Origin of the sequence: Microbulbifer variabilis ATCC 700307 (genome assembly GCF_000380565.1) — a bacterium.
GTDB lineage: Bacteria > Pseudomonadota > Gammaproteobacteria > Pseudomonadales > Cellvibrionaceae > Microbulbifer > Microbulbifer variabilis.
The window spans coordinates 74,370-96,743 of the sequence record NZ_AQYJ01000024.1; the positions used below are offsets into that span (position 1 = coordinate 74,370).

Genomic DNA, 22,374 nt, shown 5'->3' on the forward strand with positions numbered 1-22,374 from the left:
GTGTGGATAACTTCAGGCTAGGGTTGATCAGGCATATGCAGGGTGAGTGTGCATAGGAGGTGCACTAACAGTATTTTCTATTGGTCATAGCATAGAAATGCTGTTGCCAATAATAGTGATATTGAAAGTTTACTAGCTGGATGAGTTTGTCAAAAAACGCTGCAGAAGATCTATACAGTCCTCTCGCTGCTGTTTACTGGTATTGGCGAACCCTAATACCAGGCCATGGTTCAAGGATTTGTCGGGATAGAAAAAAGAAAGTGGAGTGCTACCGATGCGGTGTTCGGCTAATTTCTTTGACAGTTCTAGGTCATTCCTGCCGGGCGTGGCGAGTACCACGTGCATTCCGGCACTACTTGCGATGAGTTGCGCCTGGGGTTCAAGTTTATGTCGTGCCAAATCGCAAAAATGCAGCCATTTTTCCCGATAGTTGATGCGCATTTTACGCAGGTGTCGTACGAAATGTCCCTCTTCAATAAAGTCGGCAACTATGGCTTGGGAAAGAAGGGGTGAGTGACCAGATAGCATCTCTTTGGCGTGGTTAAATACCTGTATCACTGATTTGGGAACCACCATATAGCCCAGACGAATACCGGGCTGAAGAGTTTTGCTAAAGCTGCCCATATAAAGTACAGGTGTGTCCTCCGCCATTCCTTGCAGCGCTGCCACGGGTTTGTGTACAAATGAGAATTCGCTGTCGTAGTCATCCTCCAATATCCAGGCTTCAGAGCTTGCTGCCCAGTCCAGCAGCCTTAAGCGGTCACTGGCAGGCATTACTCCACCCATCGGATATTGGTGTGTAGGGGTGGTATAGAGAAGCTTGGCGGTGTGATTGTGCTTTGTCAGTGATTCTACATCCAGAGAGCCATTTTTTAGTCCTGCCAAATGGAGGTCTGCACCGGCAGATTGAAAAGCGATGCGTGCTCGTCTGTAGCCGGGGTTTTCCATGGTTACGGTATCCCCCGGATTTAGTATGACTTGTGCACAGAGACTCAAGGACTCCTGGGCACCGTTAGTAATAATGATTTGCTCGGCGCTACAGCGGACTCCCCGGGAGTTACGTAAGTATTCTGCCAATGCCTGTCTTAATGGCTGATAGCCCTGACTGGGGCCATAGCCGATGAGTGCTGTTCTGTCTTGATGCCGCCGATAGAGGCGATTCCATAGATGAAAAGGAAAGCTGTCGAGATCCGGTAATCCCGGTGTAAAGGGCAATAGCTTCTCCCTGACAAGCGGTGCATTTCTTAACGATTCCCCGAAAGTTGACAGCTGTGGCGGATGATCAGTATCCGATTGCCAGCTCATTCGCTGGGGGGCTTCCACATGTGGCGGCAGTGATGCACAGACAAACACGCCTTGACCAGATCTACTGGTGAGGAAACCTTCGGCCTTTAACTGTTCCAATACCTGCGTAATGGTATTGCGACTCACTCCCAGAGACGCCGACATTCTGCGGGAAGATGGCAATTTACTGCCGGTGCTCAACCGACCACTGCAAATGCGCTGTACAAGCATTCGATACAGCTGGGCCTGTAGTGGTTGGGCCCGATCCAGGGTTAGGTCAGTGAAGTCTGGAACGCTCAAAACTGGCACCATGAAAGAGCAAAAACTGGACCTTTTCAGAGTACCAGCAACTTCTTAGATTGGCGACATAGATTAAATGAGCAGCGGTTAGTAAGGAGGTTTCTATGGACACTACCAATCATTTTGGCCCTGAGTTGCCTGCCACTGCAAAGAGCAAGATACGTCGGGCGGCAAAGAGAGCCAGCTATCAAAGGGAAGTTGTGTATCAGCTGGTAGATGAGCTAAAGCTCGGCCATGTTGGATTTATACAGAATGGGGAGGTGGTCATTATTCCATTGACTGTATGGCGGAAGAGAGACTTCCTGTATTTCCATGTGGCAAATAAAAGCCGTTTGCAGAAGCTGGTAGATGCGGGGGAAACAATCTGTATTTCATTTGCACAATACGATGAATGGGTGCTGGCAAAATCTGCTTTTCACCACAGTGCCAACTATCGCTCGGCAGTGTTGTTTTGCCGTGGGGAACGTGTGCATGACTCCCGGGAGTTCGATGAGGCTTTTAAAGTCATAATGAACGATATTGAGCCTGACCGATGGGAGCAGGTCCGCCCTCCCAACATCCAGGAACGCAAGGGCACAGCGCTAATGCGATTGACTATAGAGGAGGGCTCTTTTAAGAGCCGGAGTGGAGCGCCTACCGACAACAAGGAAGATCAGAGCTTAACCGTTTGGAGCGGAGTTAAGCCTGTTTGTCCATTTCGCTAAGTAATCATAACTCCATGCTCTAAAGCTACTGGTACGTACAGGGCTCAACTTGGACTTCTGTATTGGAGAGGTCGATTATGGCAAGCATGTCCTCGTTATCGTCATCTATTCCAACTTCTACAAAGCCAAAGCTAGAGTAGAAATCTTTAGCAACTGGGTTTTTGGGGTTGTAGCAAATCTTTATTTGCTTAATATTGGGGGTCTGCCTGATCTCATGCAGGGCTAACTTCAGGGCAGCCCTGCCTATTCCCTTTTGCTGGTATTTCTGGTCAACCATAAAACGCCATATAGACATCTTTTCATGGTTTTCCTTGACCCACATAAAAAAACCAACTGGATTTTCTCCAAAATAAATTGCGCGGGTTTCATACCCAGTATTGAACTGTGCCTCTACCAGTGACCACAGATTGCATGCGACATATTCCTGCTGCTCCAAGGCAACATCTAGATCGTAAACAGCCTCGTAATTATCCTTGGTTATTAGTCGAAGGGAGGTGGCCATCATTAATCCTTAAACTCCATTACCGAGGTCCTTGTAAACGATTCACGATTAATTTTGTTTTTTTATCGTTTTTAGAGCAACCTGTAAGCTATCTTGATCACCGGTCTCAATATCTGGATTTACACCGTGCCCTTCCCAATTAACCGGGCCTTCAGTCAATGTAGAAACCGGGCGGCTACTGGGAATGCCGATCTCAAATCCGAAGGGTAGGGATTGGGGTGTATCCATCATGTGCGCCCCACCGGCGCTGGCAGTGCCGATAATTTTGGCTCTACCTAATTGCTGCAACGAGAATGCAACACTTTCAGCGGCGGAGAAGGAGCGGTCATTAATCAAGATCACCAGTGGTCTCTCCGTACCATAGGCTGGCCAGGGTAGAGTGGTGATACGACTTGGTTTTATTTTCTTTTCCCTGCTTTCTATTACAAAGGGGAGCGGCTTAGTGGTATCGATAAGGGATTCCAGAATAGCGCCTGCAGTATTTTCATCGCCTCCGCCATTGTTACGCAGGTCCAAAATTAGGCCATCACTATGTTGGATCAGTGTAAAAGCTGCCCCTAGGGTGGACTTGGCATTTTCAAAAGTATGGAAAGAGGAAAGGGATATATAGGCGATATTGCCAGATAGTATCTCGATTTTCTTCACTCCATAATTATTTTTTGGGGCTTCTATTCGCCATTGTTCTATCCAGTTATTTGACTCATCCTGGTCTCCAACATGTTCCAAGTAGAAGTGCTTGTCGCCGGATAACTCGCGGATTTTATCAGTGATTTTTTTGGAGAATATCTGGGTATTGTTGCAATACTGCTCTAATTCGGCGGAGTCTGCTAATTCAGCTATTTGTTTCGACAGGATATCAGCTTTATCTGCCAGTACGTATTTATCTCCGACAGCGGCAGATACCGCTTTGATGACTGAATTGGTATTGAACTGGCATTTTTCTTCAGCTTGGCCTGAATGGGCAGAGAATAGCAAGGGCAGGAAAAGCGCTATGACTGGCTTCATTGTTTCTTGATCTCCTCGGGTAATTGCCTCTGTATACGATCTTGAAAACGGCTTCTTTCCAGGGCGTTGATGGCGGTATCCAGCAAATCTGACAATGGCATGGGTAGCTCTGCATTTAAGGACTTTTCTGCAGATACAGTGGCTTGCCAGTGAGCTTTCAAGCGCGGTAGAAGTAATGCGCCTTTGTGGGTCAGTCTAACCTTGCGCTCTCTCGCATCTACTCCTTTCACTATTTCTACCAGATCCTGTTTCACCATATCTTTAACGGTTTGACTGACGGCAGGTTGGGACAGTTGAGCACTGGCTACTATCTCGCCGATGGTAACGTCGCCTTTTTGCATTAGAGTGCGCATTACTGGGGTATACCGCGGTTTGTAATTTTCTATACCGCAGCTGCTATAGCTCTTACTGACATCGCCATCCAGTAGCTCAAGCAGGTGTCTGAGGCGAGTTCCCAATTGACTGTAATCCATAAATTAATATTTATATAAGTGCTTATATAAGTGACTATATACTGTCTGGTGACAAATGCAACTATCAGCTTGTCTTTTTGTTAAAGGGAGAGAGCTTGCTACTCAAGTTGAGTGCAAATTGAGGATGAGTCGCCAAGTCGAGTCACTGAAACTTAACCTTAACATTTGTTTCATCGAAATTTAGGAATTCCCCGCCACTCTTTGCGCCGCTAAATGCGAATCCGGCAATTGGGAAAAATGGCGATGAAAGAATTTGGCTTGGCTGCTCTGGCAGCCCTGGGTCTTCCACTGATGGCTGAAGAGGTCCAGGCCAACGACCTCATAATCTCGGAATATATCGAGGGCAGCGGCAATAACAAGGCACTGGAAATCTATAACGGTACCGGAGCGGCTGTAGATCTGGGTAATTACTCGATACAGCTTTTTTTCAATGGTTCCGATTCTGCCGCTGTAAATATCACACTCTCTGGAACCCTGGGTGATGATGAAGTGTTTGTTCTCGCTCACGGCAGCTCTGATGCAGCCATGCTGGATGTGGCCGACCAGATTTATAGCGGTGGCCTGTTCAATGGTGACGATGCGGTAGCACTTGCTGGCCCTAACGGTTTCGTCGATGTAATCGGTCAAATTGGTACTGACCCCGGTAGCCAGTGGGGCAATAGCAGTGTCGGTACCCAGAATCAGACTCTGATACGCAACCTGGATGTGGTCAGTGGTCGTACCGATGGCAATAGTGCGTTCAATCCCGCCCAGGAGTGGTCCAGTGTTGGCCAGAATAACTTCGGCCACCTGGGTTGGCATATTGAGGGTGATACAGGCGGTGGCGATGGCAGCGGTGGAATCGAGTTAGGTGCCTGTGGTGATACAGCGACACTAATCAGCCAGATACAGGGTGAGGGGTTCGCAAGTTCGCTGGAGGGTGAACGCCACGAAATTGAAGCCGTAGTGGTTGGCAATTTCCAAGATTCCAATACCGGCCTTGCCGGCTTCTTCCTGCAGGAAGAGGATGGTGATCAGGATGGCCAGGACTCGACTTCTGAAGGTCTGTTTATTCACGATAATGCTTTCGGGGTGGATGTTCAGGTTGGAGATCTGGTACGGGTTGGCGGTATTGTTGATGAGTTTTACGATTTTACCGAGCTGAATCAGGTGGACGGCGTTAGCGTTTGTGGTAGCGGTTACGAGGTAACGGCTGCCAATGTGCAGATGCCATTTAACTCAGCCCAAGAGCAGGAGCAGCTCGAGGGTATGCTGGTAAAATTCCCGCAAAGCCTGACAGTCAATGGTCACTACAACCTGGGCCGTTATGGTGAGATTGTTCTTTCCAGCGGCAGACTTTACATCCCTACCCACAATAATGCTCCCGGCTCAGCGGCTATTGCCCAGGCAGCGGCCAACGAGCTCAATCAAATTATTCTGGATGATGGCTCCACCGTACAAAACCCTGAAGAAATGCCTTATCCGGCACCGGGTTTGAGCGCATACAACACGCTGCGCAGTGGCGATACTCTGGAAGAACTTACCGGCGTGATGGCTTATGGGTTTGGTGCCTATCGAGTACACCCGGTTGAGATACCGCAGTTCTCTCCCATAAACCTGCGTGAGGAAGCTCCTGTACTGCCTGGTGAAGGCAGTTTGCGTATTGCCAGTTTTAATGTGCTGAATTACTTCAATGGCGATGGCAGCGGAGGCGGCTTCCCCACAGCTCGTGGTGCTGACACCCCGGAAGAGTTCGAGCGCCAGAGAGATAAAATTATTTCTGCAATCCTGCGTATGGATGCCGATGTCATTGGCCTGATGGAAATTGAGAATGATGGCTACGGTAGTGACAGTGCAATCCAGGACTTGGTCAATGGATTGAACAGCGCAGGCTCAGGGCAGAGCTACCAGTTTGTAAATCCGGAGCTCCCACAGCTCGGCGACGATGAAATTGCCGTAGGTATGATCTACCGCAGCGACCGTGTTATGCCGATCGGCAGTGCTGTCACACTGCAGGATTATCCCTTCGACGATGGTAATCGCCAACCGCTGTTACAGGCATTTGCTGAGATTTCCTCCGGTGAGCGTCTTGTCGTGGTTGTGAACCACTTTAAATCCAAGGGCAGTTGCCCCAGTGATGGCAGCCTAAACAGCGATCAGGGGGATGGACAGGGCTGCTGGAACTCCCTACGCACTCTGGCTGCGGATGCCTTGGCTGGCTGGATCGATAGAGACCCTGCAGGAACTGGCATCGATCGCGTGCTGGTATTGGGTGATCTCAACAGCTACGCCATGGAAAACCCCATTACCGCGCTTAAGGGTGCAGGTTATACCGATCTGCTGGAATGGTACGGAGCAGGCGAAGCTTATTCCTATGTGTATGACGGCCAGTCCGGTTACCTGGATCATGCTCTTGCCAGCGCTTCCCTGGCTCCACTGGTAACTGCCACAGTGGATTGGCATATCAATGCCGATGAGCCGCGTGCGCTGGATTACAACACCGAATATAAAAGCGTAGAGCAGCAGGAAAATCTGTACTCCGCGGGGCCTTACCGAGCATCGGATCACGACCCTTTAATCGTTGAGCTGGACCTGGGTGCAGACAACCTGGTCCCCACGGCTGAATTTAGCTGGGCGTCTGAGGGTCTTATATTCCACTTTATCGACAACAGTAGCGATGAAGATGGGAACCTGGTGAGCTGGTCTTGGGACTTTGGTGATGGTGCGAGAAGCACAGAGCAAAACCCCAGCCACAGTTTCGATATCCCAGGTAGTTACTTGGTACGTTTGCAGGTAAAAGATGATCGTGGTGCGATATCCACTATTGAGAAAATTATTGAAGTGAAAGATGACGTTGCCTCTCTGCAAGCGAATTTTAAATTACATCGCTTTTTTCGCTGGGTATGGGTAGAAGATCGCAGTCAATATAATGGCGATAACAAACTTCAATATCAGTGGAATTTTGGTGATGGCGTACAACGTAGTGGACGCTGGGCGTTACACCGTTACTCTCAAACTGGAAATTACGAAATTACCCTCACAGTGAGTGATGGCGATGGTGCTGAAGATAGCGCCTCTCGTGAAGTCAAAATTTCCTGGCCACGCTGATATATATCAATTTTTGATTAATAATAAATATTCTGGTTGTCCTGGCGATGGGGTTATCAGCTCCCTGTCGTCGCTTCTCCAGGATTCTTGAAGTTGATAGCTTTTCCCTAGAAGCGAATGGCCGCACCCTGGTGGTGCGGTCCTTTTTATTTCGCTCCCCTCAAAAAATTAATCACTCTTAATAAATTTTTAAGCTCCTGGATTTCTGCGCCCCGAAAGAACGGCCATACTTGAGTCTGTTCATACCAATTGGATTGCAGGGGGGAGTCCCTTCTATGTCACGTACATTTGAAAGTCTTGTGGGATTAAGTCTGGAGTGGACTGGCACCCATTACTCCGAAGGGGGAGATTTTCCCGATTTATCCACTCATATTGTCAGTTATGAAACCGAGTCCAGTTGTTATGTTACTGCGGGGGGCAAACTGGTCGGCAAAGCCAGTTATTCGTATGCACCAATGGGAGTACGCATGGCAGCACTGGTTTATCGTCCGGATATCTACCAGGGACGAAGTGGAGTTGTTCTTTACGCCATGTTGGATTTTGATCTGATGATGGATCGCGCAGTTATTATGCATAATGACCAACCCCTGGCGGTGGCCAATGGCAGTTTCCGAGTTGTGGACACGCCAGATAAGCCCATCACGGATTAGGATGTCATTTAATTAGAATACCGGGAGAAGGTTATATGGATAATCACGAAAAGATTAATTATGTAGAGTTCCCATCGAAGGATCTGGAAAAGACCAAGGCTTTCTTTTCTGAAGCTTTTGGCTGGGAATTTACGGATTACGGCCCCGAGTATTCTGCTTTTTCTGGTGCAGGGTTGGATGGTGGTTTTTTTCAGGCGAATCTGCACAGTTCAACAGTCAACGGTGCAGCGCTGGTAGTGTTATATAGTTCTGACCTAGAGGATACCTTACAAAAAGTCGAGAGCTGCGGTGCCAAAGTAATAAAACCTATTTTTTCCTTTCCTGGAGGTCGGCGCTTTCACTTTGCCGAGCCCTGCGGTAATGAATTTGCAGTTTGGTCAGATACAGGATTACAAAAGTAATTTTTCCAGCTGCGCCAATAAAAAACCCCCGGTTTTATTCGGGGGCTTTTTTGAACCAGGGCTAAAGAGTTTTTAGATTACGCTTTAAACTCAGTGTCCAGCTTCTTTTCCACCAGCTGCTTTTTCAGTTTTGTGTACTGGGGGATGCCGTTTTTGTAGGGGGGGTAATCCTCACCCTGGATCAGCGGCAGCAGGTACTTGCGTCCCGCTTCAGTGATACCGAAGCCGTCTTCGCTGATATATTCTTCAGGCATGAATTTTTCCACGTTGGCCACTTCAGACAGCGGCGCTTCCGCGATAGACCAGCTGTACTCTTCACCTTCTGCACGGATAATTGCCGGCATAATCGCGTTCTTGCCGGCTACCGCCATTTCTACAGCGGCGCGACCAACGGCGTAGGCCTGCTCCACATCGGTGGCGGAGGCGATATGGCGGGCAGCGCGCTGCAGGTAGTCGGCCAGTGCCCAGTGATATTTCAGGCCCAGTTCGCTCTTGATCATATTGGCAAGAGTCGGGGCTACACCGCCCAATTGCTTGTGGCCAAAAGCATCGGTGGTGCCGGCATCGGCGAGGAAGGTGCCATCTGCGTACTGGGCGCCTTCTGAGGCGACAATAACGCAGTAGCCTTTTTCATCCACGGTCTTCTGTACTTTGGCGAGAAACTTTTCTTTATCGAAGGCCACTTCCGGGAACAGGATAATATGCGGTGCATCGCCTTCTTCTTCCTGGGCCAGGGCACCCGCTGCGGCAATCCAGCCTGCGTGGCGGCCCATCACCTCCAGGATAAAGACTTTGGTGGAGGTGGCGCACATGGAGGCGACATCCATTGCGGCTTCCTTGGTGGATACCGCTACATATTTGGCCACTGAGCCAAAGCCGGGACAATTGTCGGTCAGCGGCAGGTCGTTATCCACAGTTTTGGGAATGTGTACGGCCTGGATTGGGTAGCCCATGGTTTCAGATAGTTGGGATACTTTCAGGCAGGTATCCGCAGAATCTCCGCCGCCGTTATAGAAGAAGTAGCCGATATCGTGGGCTTTGAACACTTCGATCAGGCGCTCGTATTCCGCGCGGTTTTCTTCCAGGCTTTTCAGCTTGTAACGACAGGAGCCGAAGGCGCCGGATGGGGTGTGGCGCAATGCGGCGATGTCTTCCACACTTTCCTGGCTCACGTCGATCAGTTCCTCGCGCAGTGCGCCGAGGATGCCGTTCAGCCCCGCGTAGACTTTGCCAATCTTGTCCTGGTTTTCACGGGCAGCTTCTATTACGCCGCAGGCGGATGCGTTGATCACGGCAGTCACACCACCGGACTGTGCGTAAAAGGCGTTCTTCTTCGACATGGTTATCCTGTATACGTAGAAATCTAGGGAAGTGTCCCGATCCGGTAATTCTTCCCAGTACTCACTATTCAATTAGCGGTACTAGTAGGGAATTCCGGGAGCTCGTATCGGGTGTCGGCCATTGTTGGAAAATTCCTACCACCGTACAGGGGATGAGGCCGACCAGTGCGGGGGCGGAGTCTAATGGAATAGCGAGTAAATTGCATTGCAAGTGCGGGATTTGGCAATTACTGGCTTGATTTGCCGTGTTAAGCTTGCGCCGCAACCAGCAGGAGTACACATTTCCGCCATGCATATCCACATATTAGGTATTTGCGGCACATTTATGGGCAGTCTGGCCCAGTTGGCCGTGGCCGAAGGACACCGGGTCACCGGCAGCGATGCGAACGTCTATCCACCAATGAGCACCCAGTTGCAGCAGGCGGGTATCCAGATCACCGAGGGTTATGACCCGGCACAATTGGAGCCAGCCCCGGATCTGGTCATTATTGGTAATGCCATGTCCCGGGGTAATCCCGCAGTAGAGACGGTGTTGGAAAAAGGTTTGCCTTATACCTCTGGCGCCCAGTGGTTATGTGACCACTTCCTCGGTGGACGCTGGGTGCTGGCAGTATCCGGTACCCATGGCAAAACCACCACTGCCAGTATGCTGGCCTGGATTCTGGAAGCGGCAGATATGCAGCCTGGATTCCTGATCGGCGGTGTGCCTGGCAATTTCGGTGTGTCGGCACGTATGGGGGAGTCTCCCTTCTTTATTGTGGAAGCGGATGAATACGATACTGCCTTCTTCGACAAGCGCTCCAAGTTTGTGCATTACCGCCCACGCACAGTGATCATCAATAATCTGGAATTTGATCACGCGGATATCTTTGATGATCTGGCGGCGATACAACGGCAGTTTCACCACCTGGTACGTACCGTACCGGCCAATGGTCTGATTGTTGCTGCAGCTGAGGAAAATGTTGAACAGGTTCTCGAGCAGGGCTGTTGGACTGAGGTGCAGCGTTTCGGTGTTGAAGGCCCGCCGGGCATTCGCACGGGAGACTGGTTGGCTCACGATATTGCGGCGGATGGCAGCAGCTTCTCTGTGCAGCTTGAAGGGGCTGAGGTGGCGCGAGTGGAGTGGGAACTCACTGGTATGCACAATGTGCGCAATGGCCTCGCCGCCATGGCTGCAGCTCGACACGTGGGTGTTGTACCGGAATTGAGTGCCGTCGCATTGGGGCGTTTTGAGGGGGTGAAGCGCCGTATGGAGTGCTTGGGTGAAGTGGCAGGCATCCGTGTTTACGATGATTTTGCCCACCACCCCACAGCAATTGAATCCACCTTAAATGGGCTCAGGGCCAAGGTGGGGGAAGATAAGATCATCGCCCTGATTGAGCCGCGCTCCAATACTATGCGAATGGGCGTGCACCAGGGCCAGCTGGCAAACTCCTGTAGCGGTGCGGATATGGTGTTGTGGTATCAGCCACAGGGAATGAACTGGTCTCTGGATGAAGTCACCCACCACTCCCCGGTTCCAGCCAAAGTTTTTGACACCATTGAGGGGGGAGTGGAATCTGCGCTCCAGCTTGCGGGTGAGGGCAGCCATATTGTAGTGATGAGCAACGGAGGTTTTGGTGGTATCCACCAGCGCCTGATCGGCGCTCTGGAACAGAAATACCATCGCCCAGTCTAGAAAAGAATACCGGTGGGCAACCCCTGGGTTTCCCATCAAGAAACCCGAGGGATTGACCTTGCAGCAACCTACTTTTGATAAAACCGTTACCCTGGCCATGACCGGGGCCTCTGGAGCCCAGTACGGCCTGCGCTTGTTACAGTGCCTGCTCGCCGCTAACGTGCGTGTCTGGTTGTTATTGTCTGATGCGGCTCAGGTGGTAATCAATACGGAAACAGACCTGCAGCTGCCCGAGGGTGATGATGATATCCTGCAGGGCTTTCTTGCCGATCGCTTTGCGGCAAAGGAGGGGCAGCTGACCCTGTTCGGTAAACGGGACTGGTTCTCTCCTGTGGCCTCAGGCACAGGAGCGCCGGCAAGTATGGTGGTTTGTCCAGCCAGCGGCGGCACTCTGTCAGCAGTGGCCTGTGGAGCCTCCAACAATCTGATTGAGCGAGCTGCTGATGTAGCCCTGAAGGAGCGCCGCCAGCTGATATTGGTTCCACGCGAAGCACCTTACTCGGAGATTCATCTCGAAAATATGCTCAAACTCACTCGTATGGGCGCGATGATTCTGCCCGCCAGCCCCGGTTTTTATCAAAAGCCGAGCACAGTTGAGGATATTGTCGACTTTGTGGTGGCACGACTACTAGACCAGCTGGGGGTAGAACAAAAGCTGCTTCCGCATTGGGGAGAGTAGACTGGAGGGAGGCTAGAACCGTGAAACCGAGCATCACGATTCATTACTGTGTGCAGTGCAACTGGATGCTGCGAGCCACCTGGATGGCCCAGGAACTACTGTATACCTTTGCCGATGACCTCCAACAGGTTGCATTACAACCCGGAACTGGAGGAGTATTTGAAATCCGTATTGGTGAAAATTTGATCTGGGAGCGCAAGCGTGATGGCGGCTTTCCCGGAGCAAAAGAACTCAAACGGCGCGTTCGGGACTTGCTGTTTCCCGAGCGCGATCTGGGACATATCGATACTCCCTGAAAATATTTCCAATAGCGCCGTGATATTGCAAATTTTATATTTGCGTATTCACCGCCAGGGCGATCAAAATATGCGCCGCATCGCGGCCCACTGATTTATTGGATATAAGCGGAAATTTATGCTGTCAGCTTTCAAGACCTGCTACGAATACCTGGTGACCAAACGGCCTGTGGCTGTGTTAATGGTTGTTGGCTTACTCACCCTTGTGGCAGCTATGGGCCTGCCCCGCTTTAAGATCGATGCCTCCGCTGACTCCCTAACTCTGGAAGCGGACAAATCCCTGGACTATTTCCGTGAGATTGCCGAGCGCTACGCCAGTGGCGACTTCCTGGTAGTGACGTACCGCTACAACGATGGTGATCTGTTCAGCGACGAGTCTCTGCAGACTCTCGCCAAGCTGCGCGATGAGCTGGCCGGGGTAGATGGCGTTTCCAGTGTACAAACCATTCTCGATGTGCCCTTGTTGTACAGCCCCAAGCTGTCTTTAACCGATATCACTGACGAGATTCGCACCCTGTCCAATCCGGATACTGACAGGGACCTGGCTCGGCAGGAGTTCCTCTCCAGTCCTATTTACCGCGAGCTTATTCTAAGTCCAGATGGCCAGACGACCGCGCTGCTTGCCAACCTGAAACTGGACAGCCGTGGTATCGAATTGGTGCGCGAGCGCGACGCCCTGCGCCGCAAGCGCAATAGCGAGGGTTTGAGCCCGGAAGAGGCTAAGCGTCTGGAAGAGGTAAGCGCAGTTTATCTGGAACACCGAACGGCCCAGGAGCTGGAAGCGCGGGCACGGGTTGATGAGGTGCGTGGGATTCTCGCCAGTTATAAAGGCGAGGCGGAACTGTTCCTCGGTGGTGTAACCATGATCACCTCAGACATGATTACCTTTATCAAGAGTGATCTGGTGGTTTTTGGTGTGGGTATCCTCGCCTTTATTATCCTTACCTTATTACTGATTTTCCGCCAGCCGCGCTGGGTACTGTTGCCGCTACTTACCTGTGTCACTACAGCAGTGATGATTTTGGGACTGCTCAGCTGGCTCGACTGGCGCATGACGGTGATCTCCGCCAATTTTGTTGCGCTACTGCTGATTATTACCCTGGCGATCACCATCCACCTGGCAGTGCGCTATCGCGAATATATTGCGCAGAATCCGCAATGGGGGCGCGAGGAATTGGTGCTGCAGACGGTGCGCTTTATGGCCAAGCCCTGTCTGTACACTGCCCTGACCACGATCGTTGCTTTTGTGTCGTTGGTGGTGAGCGGTATCCGTCCGGTGATTGATTTCGGCTGGATGATGACCATGGGTGTAACTCTGGCCCTGGTGTTGTCATTCCTGATTATCCCCAGCTTCCTGATGATCCTGCCCAAGCGCCAGGGCAAGGTGAGCCAGGATAATTCGCACGCGTTTACCCTGCGTTTCTCCAGCTTTGCTGAGCGCCATAAATTCATCGTACTGGGCGTTTCCCTGTTGGCAGCTGTGGTCAGTGTGGTGGGTATTTCCCAGCTGAAAGTGGAAAACCGCTTTATCGATTACTTTGATGACTCCACTGAAATCTACCAGGGCATGTTGGTGATTGACCGCCGCCTGGGTGGCACTGTGACCCTGGATATTATCCTCGACAAGCCGGAGGAAGCGGAACCGGCCTTCGAAGGTGAGGAGGATCCTTTTGCCATGGAGGCGGAGGAGGACCCGTTCGCGGTTGAAGAAGATCCCTTCGCCTCTGATGATCCTTTCGGTGGAGAAGAGGAGTCCCAGGAGCAGAGTTACTGGTTTACTGTGGCCGGCCTCACCAAATTGGAACAGTTACACGATTACCTGGAGCAGCAGCCGGAAATTGGCAAGGTCCAGTCCCTGGCGACCCTGTTTAAGGTGGCTCGCGATTTAAAAGGCGGTCAGCTCAATGACTTTGAGTTGGCAGTAGCCAACACCAGCCTGCCGCCTGAAATCAGTAGCGTGCTGGTTAATCCCTATCTCTCTGTTGAGAACAACCAGGCGCGTATCACTTTGCGGGTGATGGAAACCGATCCGAATTTGCGCCGTAGCGAATTGATCGAGCGTATCTACAACTACGCCCACAATGAAATGGGCATAGCGCCGGAAAATATCCACCAGACCGGCTTGCTGGTGCTGTATAACAATATGCTGCAGAGCCTGTTTAAGTCCCAGATCCTGACGCTGGGTGCGGTATTTGTGGGCATCCTGCTGATGTTCCTGGTGTTATTCCGCTCCCTGTCGATCGCTATTATTGCGCTGGTGCCTAATATGCTCGCTGCTTGTGTGGTATTAGGTGGTATGGGTCTCGCCGGTATTCCACTGGATATGATGACTATCACCATCGCCGCGATTACTGTGGGTATCGGTGTGGATCATGCGATTCACTACCTGTACCGATTCCGTGCGGAATTCGCCAAAGACGGCAATTACCTGGAGACCATGCATCGCAGCCATGCGACTATTGGCCGCGCGATGTTCTATACGGCAATTACGATTATTGCCGGCTTCTCAATTCTTGCGCTGTCCAAGTTTGTGCCTTCAATTTACTTTGGCTTACTGACCGCACTGGCGATGTCTGCAGCATTGCTTGGATCACTCACTCTGCTGCCGTTGTTGCTGGTGATATTTAAGCCGCTGGGTGCTGGCTCTTCAGTGGACAAGGGAGAAGTGGACATTCCTGAGGGCGCAGCCAAGGCCTGAGGGAATTCCCCTCTCTACAAATAAAAAGCCGGGCTGTTGCCCGGCTTTTTATTTGTAGATTAATTCGCAAGCAATTAATCCTGGCGGCTGGTAATTTCCAGCAGGTGGTAACCGAACTGGGTTTTCACCGGGCCGTGCACCTTGTGGAGCTCCTCGGAGAATACGACCTTGTCAAATTCGGGCACCATCATGCCTTTGCTGAATTCGCCCAGGTCCCCACCGGAACGGCCTGATGGGCACTGGGAGTGCTGTTCGGCGATTTTGCCGAAATCTGCACCATTCTCGATTTGTTGCTTCAGTTCCAGGCACTTGCCTTCGCTCTCTACCAGAATATGGCGGGCTGTTGCTTTGGGCATCAATAGTCTCCATTCGGTTGATAAACCGCAGCAGCTTAATGGGTGTAGGGCGAGCATGCCACCGGCAATTACTTGGATAAAGCGGAAACTCTGTCGCAGTTCTGCGGATTGGCGCTAAAACGCCCTTCCTATTTATCTAGGAGTAGTACTGTGGGTGGTATCTTTACAAAATGAGCTAACTGGTGAGAACAGCATTGCAAAAGATTCCCCTTTTTCCCCTGAGTATGGCCCTGTATCCGGGGGTCACCCTGCCATTGCGTATCTTTGAACAGCGTTACCTACATCTTGTCAGCGAGTCACTGAAAAGTGATAGCGGCTTCGGCGTTGTATTGATCCGCTCCGGAGGGGAGGTAGGACACGCCTCCGTATGGCCGCTCGGTGTCTATGTACACATTGTCGACTGGAGCCAGGGAGAGGGGGGATTATTAAATGTACAGGTGGTTGGTCGGCGTCGCTTCCGCATTGCCAGCACCGAGCGCGCTGATAACGGTTTATTGTTCGGGGAGGTTGAATGGTTGCCAAACGAAGAGCCCAAACCCATTCCCGCAGACTGCGATGGCTTGCTATCGGTGCTTGATGAGCTGAAGGATCGCGCTGAGATGTTGTCACTCAAGTTCGATAGTGTCGACTCTGCAGATGCCCTCTCCTGGCAGCTCGCCCAGTTGCTTCCCCTAGAGGATAAGGCGCGAGTAGAGTTGTTGGCCGTTGAGGACCCCTTGATGCGTCTCGCTAGTATCGCCGAGAACCTGGACCGCTGGGCGAGGGAGTAAGAATGCGACCTGTTTTCCGTTGGCATCCTATATTTATGCCGTTTCAACCCATAGCCACTGGGGTATACTGCGCGGCCGACCGGATTTCGCACGGAGCGCCAAGTGACCGCCACCAATACCACTGATCAGCAATCCACCCGCGTCAAACTCGAACAGATGGGCCGCGCCGCTCGCTCTGCCTCAAGACTAATGGCGAGAGCCGATACCAGTAGTAAGAACCGCGCTCTACGGGCAATTGCCGCAGAATTGGAAGCTCAACGGATTCAACTGGCTGAGGCCAATGCTCAGGATATGCAGGCGGGTCGTGAACGCGGTCTGGATGCGGCGCTGCTCGATCGGCTGGAACTCAATGATGAGCGCATCGACGCAATGATCGAGGGGTTGTTGCAGGTTGCGGACCTGCCTGACCCAGTGGGAGAAGTTGAGGACTTATGTTATCGCCCCAGTGGTATCCAGGTGGGCAAGATGCGTGTACCCCTGGGAGTGGTGGGGATTATTTATGAATCCCGCCCTAATGTGACGATTGATGCGGCGAGTTTATGCCTGAAATCCGGTAACGCCACTATTTTGCGTGGTGGCAGTGAGGCATTGCACTCGAATCAGGCGATCGCGGCCTGTATTACCCAGGGGCTCCGGGAAGTGGGATTGCCGGAAACGGCGGTGCAAGTGGTGGGCACCAGTGACCGCGAGGCAGTTGGTGCCCTGATCTCCATGCCAGATTATGTGGATGTGATCGTTCCTCGAGGTGGCACTGGCCTGATTGAGCGGGTCAGCCGTGAGGCCAGAGTACCGGTGATCAAACACCTGCACGGTGTTTGTCACGTTTATATCGACGACTTGGCCGATGAACAGAAGGCGTTTGAGATTGCCCTGAATGCCAAAACCCATCGCTATGGCGTGTGCAACGCCATGGAAACCCTACTGGTGGCGGAGGGGATTACAGAGCGAATGCTGCCGCGTTTGGCAGAAGCCTATGAGCTTAAAGGTGTGGAATTGCGTGGCTGTGCCCGTACCTGCGAGATACTGCCCCAGTGCGCAGAGGCCAAAGAAAGTGATTGGAGTGAAGAATACCTGGCCCCGGTACTGTCCATTCGGGTGGTGGCAGATATGGATGCTGCGATGGACCATATCGCCCGCTACGGCTCAGGACACACTGAGGCGATTGTTACTGAAAATTACACGCGCAGTCGTCGCTTTCTGGCGGAAGTGGATGCCAGCTCGGTGATCATCAATGCATCAACACGCTTTGCCGATGGATTTGAATATGGACTGGGGGCGGAAATCGGCATCAGTACTGATAAAATCCATGCCCGAGGCCCGGTGGGGCTGGAGGGGCTCACTTCTCAGAAGTGGATTGTGTTTGGGGATGGGCACATTCGCCGTTAATTCCGGCCCTCATTCATGAGCCAGTAACGAGGTAATTTTGGCGACTAAGCGGCATACGATAGCCCTGTTCGGCGGCACTTTTGATCCGGTGCACTTTGGCCACCTGCGCATGGCGCTGGAACTGCGCCAGGCCCTGGATTTCGATGAAATGCGCCTGCTTCCCAGCCACCAGCCACGCCATCGCCAAAGTCCCGGGGTTTCCTCGCGCCAGCGCAGCGACATGTTGGCTTTGGCCCTGCAGGGCTGTGATGAGCTGCAGCTGGACGAGAGGGAGCTAAATCGTGGCGGTGATACCTATACGGTGGATACCCTGGAGGAGTTGCGCAAAGAACTGGGTTCGGACGTATCCATCAGTTTTTGTATGGGCTCTGATTCCCTGTTGACCCTGCATAGGTGGAACCGCTGGCAGAGGCTATTGGAGCTTGCACACCTGGTGGTAGTGACCCGCCCCGGCTGGCATCTTCCAGAAAGCGGTGATGCGGGGGGCAACCCAGAACTGATGGACTTGCTACAGAGCCATCAAGGGGCAGCAAAAGATTTGCGCGAGCAGGCATATGGAAGCTTGGTATTGCGCGAGCAGACCATGTTGCCTATCTCGGCGACTGAAATTCGCCAGTTATTGAATAGTGGTCGGTCGCCGCGATTTTTGTTGCCGGCCACCGTATTGCAATACATTGAAGACCATCAACTCTATACAAAAGCGGTTGCCATTGGTGACCAGTAATGAATCAAGGTGTTATGACAAATATTAAAGATATCGCGCTCAAGGCTCTGGAAGATCTGAAAGGCAAAGACATTGTTGCGCTGGACGTATCTGAACTCTCCGATGTAATGGACAACCTCGTGATTTGTACAGGTACCTCCAGCCGTCAGGTGAAGTCCCTGGCAGAGAACGTGGTGGATGAACTTAAGCTGGAAGGTGTGCGCCCGATTGGTGTTGAGGGCAAAGAGCAGGGCGAGTGGGTTTTGGTGGACTATGGCGATCTAGTCGTACATGTCATGTTGGCTGATGTGCGTAATTTCTACGACCTGGAAAAGCTCTGGTCGATGACACCGAATACCCGTGATGATGCCGATGGCAGTGACCCTCACAAGGACTAAGTGGGGTGAAAATCCGAATTTTCGCCGCCGGGGGGAAAATGCCCGGCTGGGTTCAGGAGGGATATGCCGAATACGCCAAGCGTTTGCCCCGCGAAATATCCTTGGAAATGGTGGAAATTCCTCTTGGGCAACGCGGCCAGAAAAGTTCTGCAGCGTTGATCGAAAAGGCGCGGAAAAAAGAGGGGGAGGCAATGCTTGCAGCCCTCGGTCCGCGCGATCATGTAGTGGCACTGGATGTGAAGGGCAAACCCTGGAGTACCGAGCAGCTTTCTGGTCAGCTGCGCGACTGGCAACTGCTGGGAGAAAATGTCAGCCTGCTGATCGGTGGTCCCGATGGCCTCTCCCAAGAGTGCTTGGCAAATGCACATCAGCGCTGGTCCCTGTCACCACTGACATTGCCACACCCTCTGGTTAGGGTGGTTTTGGCAGAGCAGGTTTATAGGGCCTGGACACTTTTGGCGGGGCACCCTTACCACAAGTAAAGTGTTTGCGATGAATGGCGGAGAGATTTGCCAATTCAAGTTCTCTCTCCGTACATTCCCTGTGGTAATGTAGGCGATTAGACTTTTCGCGCGCCAGTCAAATTCATTCAAATAAATTCTAATGCCTCACGACCATCACCTTAAGGACCCACACACGGAGCAGCGGTTATTTCGCAACCGTATGTTGGTGGCTATTGTCGGTGTGATCGCCTTACTGGCTGTTCTGGTAGCTCGTTTCTATAACCTGCAAGTTGTTAATTACGACGATTACCGCACCCAGTCCGATGAGAACCGTATTCAGGTGCGCCCGGTGGCTCCCACACGGGGGCTGGTTTACGACCGCAATGGAATATTACTGGCTGACAACAGAGCCAGTTTCAACCTTTCTATTGTCCGTGAACGAGTGCAGGATCTGGACGCAACCCTTGAATTAATCGGTCATTTAATTCGCCTCGAAGATAGCGATGTGTCTAAATTCCGCAAGCGCATGAAGCGCCGTCGGCCGTTTGAGCCGGTGCCTCTCCGCTTTCGTTTGAGCGAAGAGGAAATCGCACGGATAAGCGTTAATCAGTTTCGTATGCCCGGCGTTTCAGTGCAGGCCGAATTGGTGCGCTATTACGCGCTGGGGGATTTGTTTGCCCATAGTGTTGGCTATGTAGGTCGCATTAGCGATCGCGACCTGAGTAACTTCACTGAAGAAGACGTGCGTCTCTATCGCGGTACCAATAGTATCGGCAAAGTGGGACTGGAGCGCTCTTACGAGAAAACCCTGCTCGGTGAGGTGGGTTATGAAAATGTGGAGATCAATGCGCGGGGAAGGGTATTGCGCGTATTGGAACGCCAGGATCCCAAGCCCGGCGCCGACTTGACCCTGCACCTGGATGCGCACCTGCAACAGGTGGCTTCCGATGCACTGGGAGATCGCCGTGGGGCTGTAGTGGCGATCGATGTTAACACCGGTGGTGTTTTGGCATTTGTCAGCAAGCCCTCCTTCGATCCAAATCTGTTTGTAACCGGAATTAGCTTTGCCGATTATCGGGCCCTCAGCGACTCACTTGATGTGCCGCTCTTTAATCGCGCAGTGCAAGGACAATATCCGCCCGGCTCAACCCTGAAGCCATTAATGGGACTTGGAGGGCTTGAGGCGGGACTTATCACTCGCGAGACCAAAATCAAGGACCCGGGTTTCTATAAACTGCCGAATGATCCTCGTATATATCGGGATCATGTCCGCTGGGGGCATGGTGAAAAGGTGGACCTGATCCAGGCGATGGCACAGAGCTGTGACGTTTACTTCTGGGATATGGCACACCGCTGGGATATCGACGGCATGCACGACATTGCAACCCACTTTGGCCTGGGCTCCAAAACCGGTATTGACCTGCCGATGGAGCGTTCCGGCCTTTTTCCCTCTCGGGACTGGAAGCGCGGTGCGCGAGGCATGCCCTGGTTCCCGGGGGATAGTCTCAACGCGGTGCTGGGACAGGGATTTGTACTGGCCACTCCGCTACAGTTGGCAGTTATGACCGCTACTTTAGCGAATCGCGGCACTCACTATCGTCCCCAGATAGTGAAAACTATTAATGGGGCCGAACAGCCTCCGGAAATACTGCACAACCTGGAAGCTCATCCGGATAATTGGGATCTGGTATTTGAGGGGATGGATGCTGTAGTTAATCGAAGCTATGGCACAGGTAAGCGAGCTGGCAAAGATCTGGATTTTCGTGTCGCTGGTAAATCAGGTACTGCCCAGGTGGTGGGTATCGCCCAGGGAGCTCGCTATGACTCTGAGGCGCTACAGGAGCGTCATCGCGACCACGCGCTGTTTGTGGCCTTTGCGCCGGTGGAAAAGCCACGTATCGCTGTTGCGGTATTGGTAGAGAACGGTGAAGCCGGTGGTGGGGTGGCTGCGCCGGTGGCTAGGGAATTATTTGCTGAGTGGGTGCCGCGAACCGAATCAGCAGTCAATACGACCGCAGATGTAAGTTTTTCTGAGGGGGCGGATAATGGCTAGCCGTGATTTTTCCCACCGGCTGTCCGATGCACATGGCAGCCTCAGGAAGCCGGTAAGCCTGGCTCGTCGCCTGCATATTGATGTGCCCTTGTTAGTGCTGCTATTGGTGTTGGCTTCGGTTGGCCTGGGAGTGCTTTTTAGTGCTTCCGGTGGAGATATAAACTATGTGCGGCGCCAGTCTATTTTTATGTGTCTGGCATTTGTGGGCATGTTTATTGTTGCCCAGATACCCTTGGATTTTTACCGGCGTTGGTCGCCATGGGCTTATTTAGGGGGCTGCGCCTTGCTAGTCGGGGTGCTGCTATTTGGCACTGGTGCGAAGGGTGCGCAGCGCTGGCTGGAAATTGCCGGCTTCCGCTTCCAGCCATCAGAAATTATGAAGTTGGGGGTGCCGATGATGGTGGCTGCATTCTTGCACCAGCGTGCGCAACCACCATCTTTGATGACTGTTTTTGGAGCCTTGGCCATTGTGGCAGTGCCGGCTGCGCTGATTGTGCGCCAGCCTGATTTGGGCACTTCAATTTTGATTGCGGCCTCAGGCCTGTTTGCACTTTATCTCGCTGGTTTGAGCTGGAAAATGATTGGTGCTGCGGGCTTGGGTGTTCTGGTTTCGGCTTGGCCGATCTGGCAGTGGGGCCTCCGTGACTATCAGCGCCAGCGAATCCTAACTCTGCTCAACCCCCATGATGACCGCTTTGGCGCAGGGTGGAATATTTTTAATTCCAAAGCTGCTATTGGTTCGGGTGGCGTCTATGGCAAAGGTTATTTACAGGGAACTCAATCTCAGTTGGACTTCCTGCCGGAAAGCCACACCGACTTTATTATTGCGGTACTGGCGGAGGAGTGGGGTATGCGCGGTGTATTGTTGCTGCTATTACTCTACGTCCTGGTTATAGCGCGTGGCATTTATATCAGCTTTATGGCGCAACACCTATTTGGTCGCCTATTGGCGGGGAGTATAACGCTCACTTTTTTTGTCTATGTGTTTGTAAACATTGGTATGGTTACAGGATTACTGCCAGTGGTGGGGGTACCCTTGCCAATTATCAGCTACGGGGGAACCTCACTGATTACCTTGATGGCAGGATTCGGTATCCTCATGGCTGTAGGGACAGAACGGCGCAGAGTGCATTTTTGAAAGTTTGCGCTGACCATTAATAACTGGATG

The 22,374-nt window shown here is 52.0% G+C and carries 21 protein-coding genes; 15 read left to right on the forward strand and 6 right to left on the reverse strand.

Features of this window, described 5'->3' with window-relative positions; translation table 11 throughout:
• Positions 1 to 132 precede the first annotated feature (132 nt).
• Entirely contained in the window at positions 133 to 1,584 is a 1,452-nt protein-coding gene (gene pdxR, locus G367_RS0107200) for a MocR-like pyridoxine biosynthesis transcription factor PdxR (RefSeq protein ID WP_211214908.1), read from the reverse strand.
• A 104-nt stretch (positions 1,585 to 1,688) separates the two neighbouring features.
• On the opposite strand from pdxR, the gene G367_RS0107205 reads away from it, so the two are divergent.
• Positions 1,689 to 2,288: a pyridoxamine 5'-phosphate oxidase family protein gene (locus G367_RS0107205; protein ID WP_020412441.1), complete on the forward strand. Its 600-nt coding sequence runs from the start codon at positions 1,689 to 1,691 to the stop codon at positions 2,286 to 2,288.
• A 25-nt stretch (positions 2,289 to 2,313) separates the two neighbouring features.
• On the opposite strand, the gene G367_RS23295 is transcribed toward G367_RS0107205, so the two are convergent.
• From G367_RS23295 to G367_RS0107220, 3 genes are read right to left on the reverse strand one after another with little or no spacing between them, the layout of a single operon-like run.
• Positions 2,314 to 2,793 carry a GNAT family N-acetyltransferase gene (locus G367_RS23295; protein ID WP_020412442.1) on the reverse strand — a complete coding sequence of 160 codons (480 nt, stop codon included), beginning with the start codon at positions 2,791 to 2,793 and terminating at the stop codon, positions 2,314 to 2,316.
• 45 nt (positions 2,794 to 2,838) lie between these two features.
• Positions 2,839 to 3,795: a S41 family peptidase gene (locus tag G367_RS0107215; RefSeq protein WP_020412443.1), complete on the reverse strand. Its 957-nt coding sequence runs from the start codon at positions 3,793 to 3,795 to the stop codon at positions 2,839 to 2,841.
• Positions 3,792 to 4,253 carry a MarR family winged helix-turn-helix transcriptional regulator gene (locus G367_RS0107220; RefSeq protein WP_211214909.1) on the reverse strand — a complete coding sequence of 154 codons (462 nt, stop codon included), beginning with the start codon at positions 4,251 to 4,253 and terminating at the stop codon, positions 3,792 to 3,794. Before G367_RS0107220 ends, G367_RS0107215 begins: the two co-directional genes overlap by 4 nt.
• 258 nt (positions 4,254 to 4,511) lie before the next feature.
• Between G367_RS0107220 and G367_RS23300 the strand changes: the two genes are divergently transcribed.
• The 3 genes from G367_RS23300 to G367_RS0107235 all read left to right on the forward strand — a co-directional run bounded on the left by G367_RS23300 (position 4,512) and on the right by G367_RS0107235 (position 8,406).
• The gene (locus G367_RS23300) at positions 4,512 to 7,355 is read left to right on the forward strand and encodes an ExeM/NucH family extracellular endonuclease (protein WP_020412445.1); all 2,844 of its coding nucleotides are present in this window, start codon (positions 4,512 to 4,514) and stop codon (positions 7,353 to 7,355) included.
• 275 nt (positions 7,356 to 7,630) lie between these two features.
• Positions 7,631 to 8,005, forward strand: coding sequence for a hypothetical protein (locus G367_RS0107230; protein WP_020412446.1), 375 nt, complete (start codon positions 7,631 to 7,633; stop codon positions 8,003 to 8,005).
• A gap of 35 nt (positions 8,006 to 8,040) precedes the next feature.
• Entirely contained in the window at positions 8,041 to 8,406 is a 366-nt protein-coding gene (locus G367_RS0107235; RefSeq protein WP_020412447.1) for a VOC family protein, read from the forward strand.
• A gap of 77 nt (positions 8,407 to 8,483) precedes the next feature.
• Here the strand turns inward: G367_RS0107235 and G367_RS0107240 are convergent, their stop codons facing one another.
• On the reverse strand, positions 8,484 to 9,746 hold the full coding sequence (locus G367_RS0107240) for a 6-phosphofructokinase (RefSeq protein ID WP_020412448.1): 1,263 nt from the start codon (positions 9,744 to 9,746) through the stop codon (positions 8,484 to 8,486).
• A 289-nt stretch (positions 9,747 to 10,035) separates the two neighbouring features.
• On the opposite strand from G367_RS0107240, the gene mpl reads away from it, so the two are divergent.
• From mpl to G367_RS0107260, 4 genes are all read left to right on the forward strand, one after another.
• Positions 10,036 to 11,424: a UDP-N-acetylmuramate:L-alanyl-gamma-D-glutamyl-meso-diaminopimelate ligase gene (mpl, locus tag G367_RS0107245; RefSeq protein ID WP_026304983.1), complete on the forward strand. Its 1,389-nt coding sequence runs from the start codon at positions 10,036 to 10,038 to the stop codon at positions 11,422 to 11,424.
• A gap of 97 nt (positions 11,425 to 11,521) precedes the next feature.
• Positions 11,522 to 12,103 (forward strand): flavin prenyltransferase UbiX, encoded by a 582-nt coding sequence (locus tag G367_RS0107250; RefSeq protein WP_051089485.1) that lies wholly within the window; start codon positions 11,522 to 11,524, stop codon positions 12,101 to 12,103.
• Between the two features lie 20 nt (positions 12,104 to 12,123).
• On the forward strand, positions 12,124 to 12,399 hold the full coding sequence (locus tag G367_RS0107255; RefSeq protein WP_026304984.1) for an Rdx family protein: 276 nt from the start codon (positions 12,124 to 12,126) through the stop codon (positions 12,397 to 12,399).
• 118 nt (positions 12,400 to 12,517) lie between these two features.
• The gene (locus G367_RS0107260; protein WP_020412452.1) at positions 12,518 to 15,097 is read left to right on the forward strand and encodes an efflux RND transporter permease subunit; all 2,580 of its coding nucleotides are present in this window, start codon (positions 12,518 to 12,520) and stop codon (positions 15,095 to 15,097) included.
• 74 nt (positions 15,098 to 15,171) lie between these two features.
• Here the strand turns inward: G367_RS0107260 and G367_RS0107265 are convergent, their stop codons facing one another.
• Positions 15,172 to 15,453, reverse strand: a complete 282-nt coding sequence (locus G367_RS0107265) for a peptidylprolyl isomerase (RefSeq protein ID WP_020412453.1) — start codon at positions 15,451 to 15,453, stop codon at positions 15,172 to 15,174.
• A gap of 182 nt (positions 15,454 to 15,635) precedes the next feature.
• On the opposite strand from G367_RS0107265, the gene G367_RS0107270 reads away from it, so the two are divergent.
• From G367_RS0107270 to rodA, 7 genes are all read left to right on the forward strand, one after another.
• Positions 15,636 to 16,223, forward strand: coding sequence for an LON peptidase substrate-binding domain-containing protein (locus G367_RS0107270; protein WP_245556667.1), 588 nt, complete (start codon positions 15,636 to 15,638; stop codon positions 16,221 to 16,223).
• Between the two features lie 102 nt (positions 16,224 to 16,325).
• Positions 16,326 to 17,609, forward strand: a complete 1,284-nt coding sequence (locus G367_RS0107275) for a glutamate-5-semialdehyde dehydrogenase (protein WP_020412455.1) — start codon at positions 16,326 to 16,328, stop codon at positions 17,607 to 17,609.
• 37 nt (positions 17,610 to 17,646) lie between these two features.
• A complete protein-coding gene (gene nadD, locus G367_RS0107280; RefSeq protein ID WP_020412456.1) occupies positions 17,647 to 18,333 on the forward strand; it encodes a nicotinate-nucleotide adenylyltransferase in 687 nt (228 codons plus the stop codon).
• Entirely contained in the window at positions 18,333 to 18,710 is a 378-nt protein-coding gene (gene rsfS, locus G367_RS23305) for a ribosome silencing factor (protein WP_020412457.1), read from the forward strand. Before nadD ends, rsfS begins: the two co-directional genes overlap by 1 nt.
• A gap of 5 nt (positions 18,711 to 18,715) precedes the next feature.
• The gene (rlmH, locus tag G367_RS0107290) at positions 18,716 to 19,192 is read left to right on the forward strand and encodes a 23S rRNA (pseudouridine(1915)-N(3))-methyltransferase RlmH (RefSeq protein WP_026304986.1); all 477 of its coding nucleotides are present in this window, start codon (positions 18,716 to 18,718) and stop codon (positions 19,190 to 19,192) included.
• Positions 19,193 to 19,313: 121 nt separating this feature from the next.
• On the forward strand, positions 19,314 to 21,206 hold the full coding sequence (mrdA, locus tag G367_RS0107295; RefSeq protein ID WP_026304987.1) for a penicillin-binding protein 2: 1,893 nt from the start codon (positions 19,314 to 19,316) through the stop codon (positions 21,204 to 21,206).
• Positions 21,199 to 22,344 carry a rod shape-determining protein RodA gene (gene rodA / locus G367_RS0107300; protein WP_020412460.1) on the forward strand — a complete coding sequence of 382 codons (1,146 nt, stop codon included), beginning with the start codon at positions 21,199 to 21,201 and terminating at the stop codon, positions 22,342 to 22,344. Before mrdA ends, rodA begins: the two co-directional genes overlap by 8 nt.
• Positions 22,345 to 22,374: the final 30 nt, after the last annotated feature.

Coding starts and splice junctions, on each gene's coding strand:
- G367_RS0107205 (WP_020412441.1), top strand. CDS start 1,689: ATGGACACTACCAATCATTTTGGCCCTGAGTTGCCTGCCACTGCAAAG.
- G367_RS23295 (WP_020412442.1), bottom strand. CDS start 2,793: ATGATGGCCACCTCCCTTCGACTAATAACCAAGGATAATTACGAGGCT.
- G367_RS0107215 (WP_020412443.1), bottom strand. CDS start 3,795: ATGAAGCCAGTCATAGCGCTTTTCCTGCCCTTGCTATTCTCTGCCCAT.
- G367_RS23300 (WP_020412445.1), top strand. CDS start 4,512: ATGAAAGAATTTGGCTTGGCTGCTCTGGCAGCCCTGGGTCTTCCACTG.
- G367_RS0107230 (WP_020412446.1), top strand. CDS start 7,631: ATGTCACGTACATTTGAAAGTCTTGTGGGATTAAGTCTGGAGTGGACT.
- G367_RS0107235 (WP_020412447.1), top strand. CDS start 8,041: ATGGATAATCACGAAAAGATTAATTATGTAGAGTTCCCATCGAAGGAT.
- G367_RS0107240 (WP_020412448.1), bottom strand. CDS start 9,746: ATGTCGAAGAAGAACGCCTTTTACGCACAGTCCGGTGGTGTGACTGCC.
- mpl (WP_026304983.1), top strand. CDS start 10,036: ATGCATATCCACATATTAGGTATTTGCGGCACATTTATGGGCAGTCTG.
- G367_RS0107250 (WP_051089485.1), top strand. CDS start 11,522: ATGACCGGGGCCTCTGGAGCCCAGTACGGCCTGCGCTTGTTACAGTGC.
- G367_RS0107260 (WP_020412452.1), top strand. CDS start 12,518: ATGCTGTCAGCTTTCAAGACCTGCTACGAATACCTGGTGACCAAACGG.
- G367_RS0107265 (WP_020412453.1), bottom strand. CDS start 15,453: ATGCCCAAAGCAACAGCCCGCCATATTCTGGTAGAGAGCGAAGGCAAG.
- rsfS (WP_020412457.1), top strand. CDS start 18,333: ATGAATCAAGGTGTTATGACAAATATTAAAGATATCGCGCTCAAGGCT.
- mrdA (WP_026304987.1), top strand. CDS start 19,314: ATGCCTCACGACCATCACCTTAAGGACCCACACACGGAGCAGCGGTTA.
- rodA (WP_020412460.1), top strand. CDS start 21,199: ATGGCTAGCCGTGATTTTTCCCACCGGCTGTCCGATGCACATGGCAGC.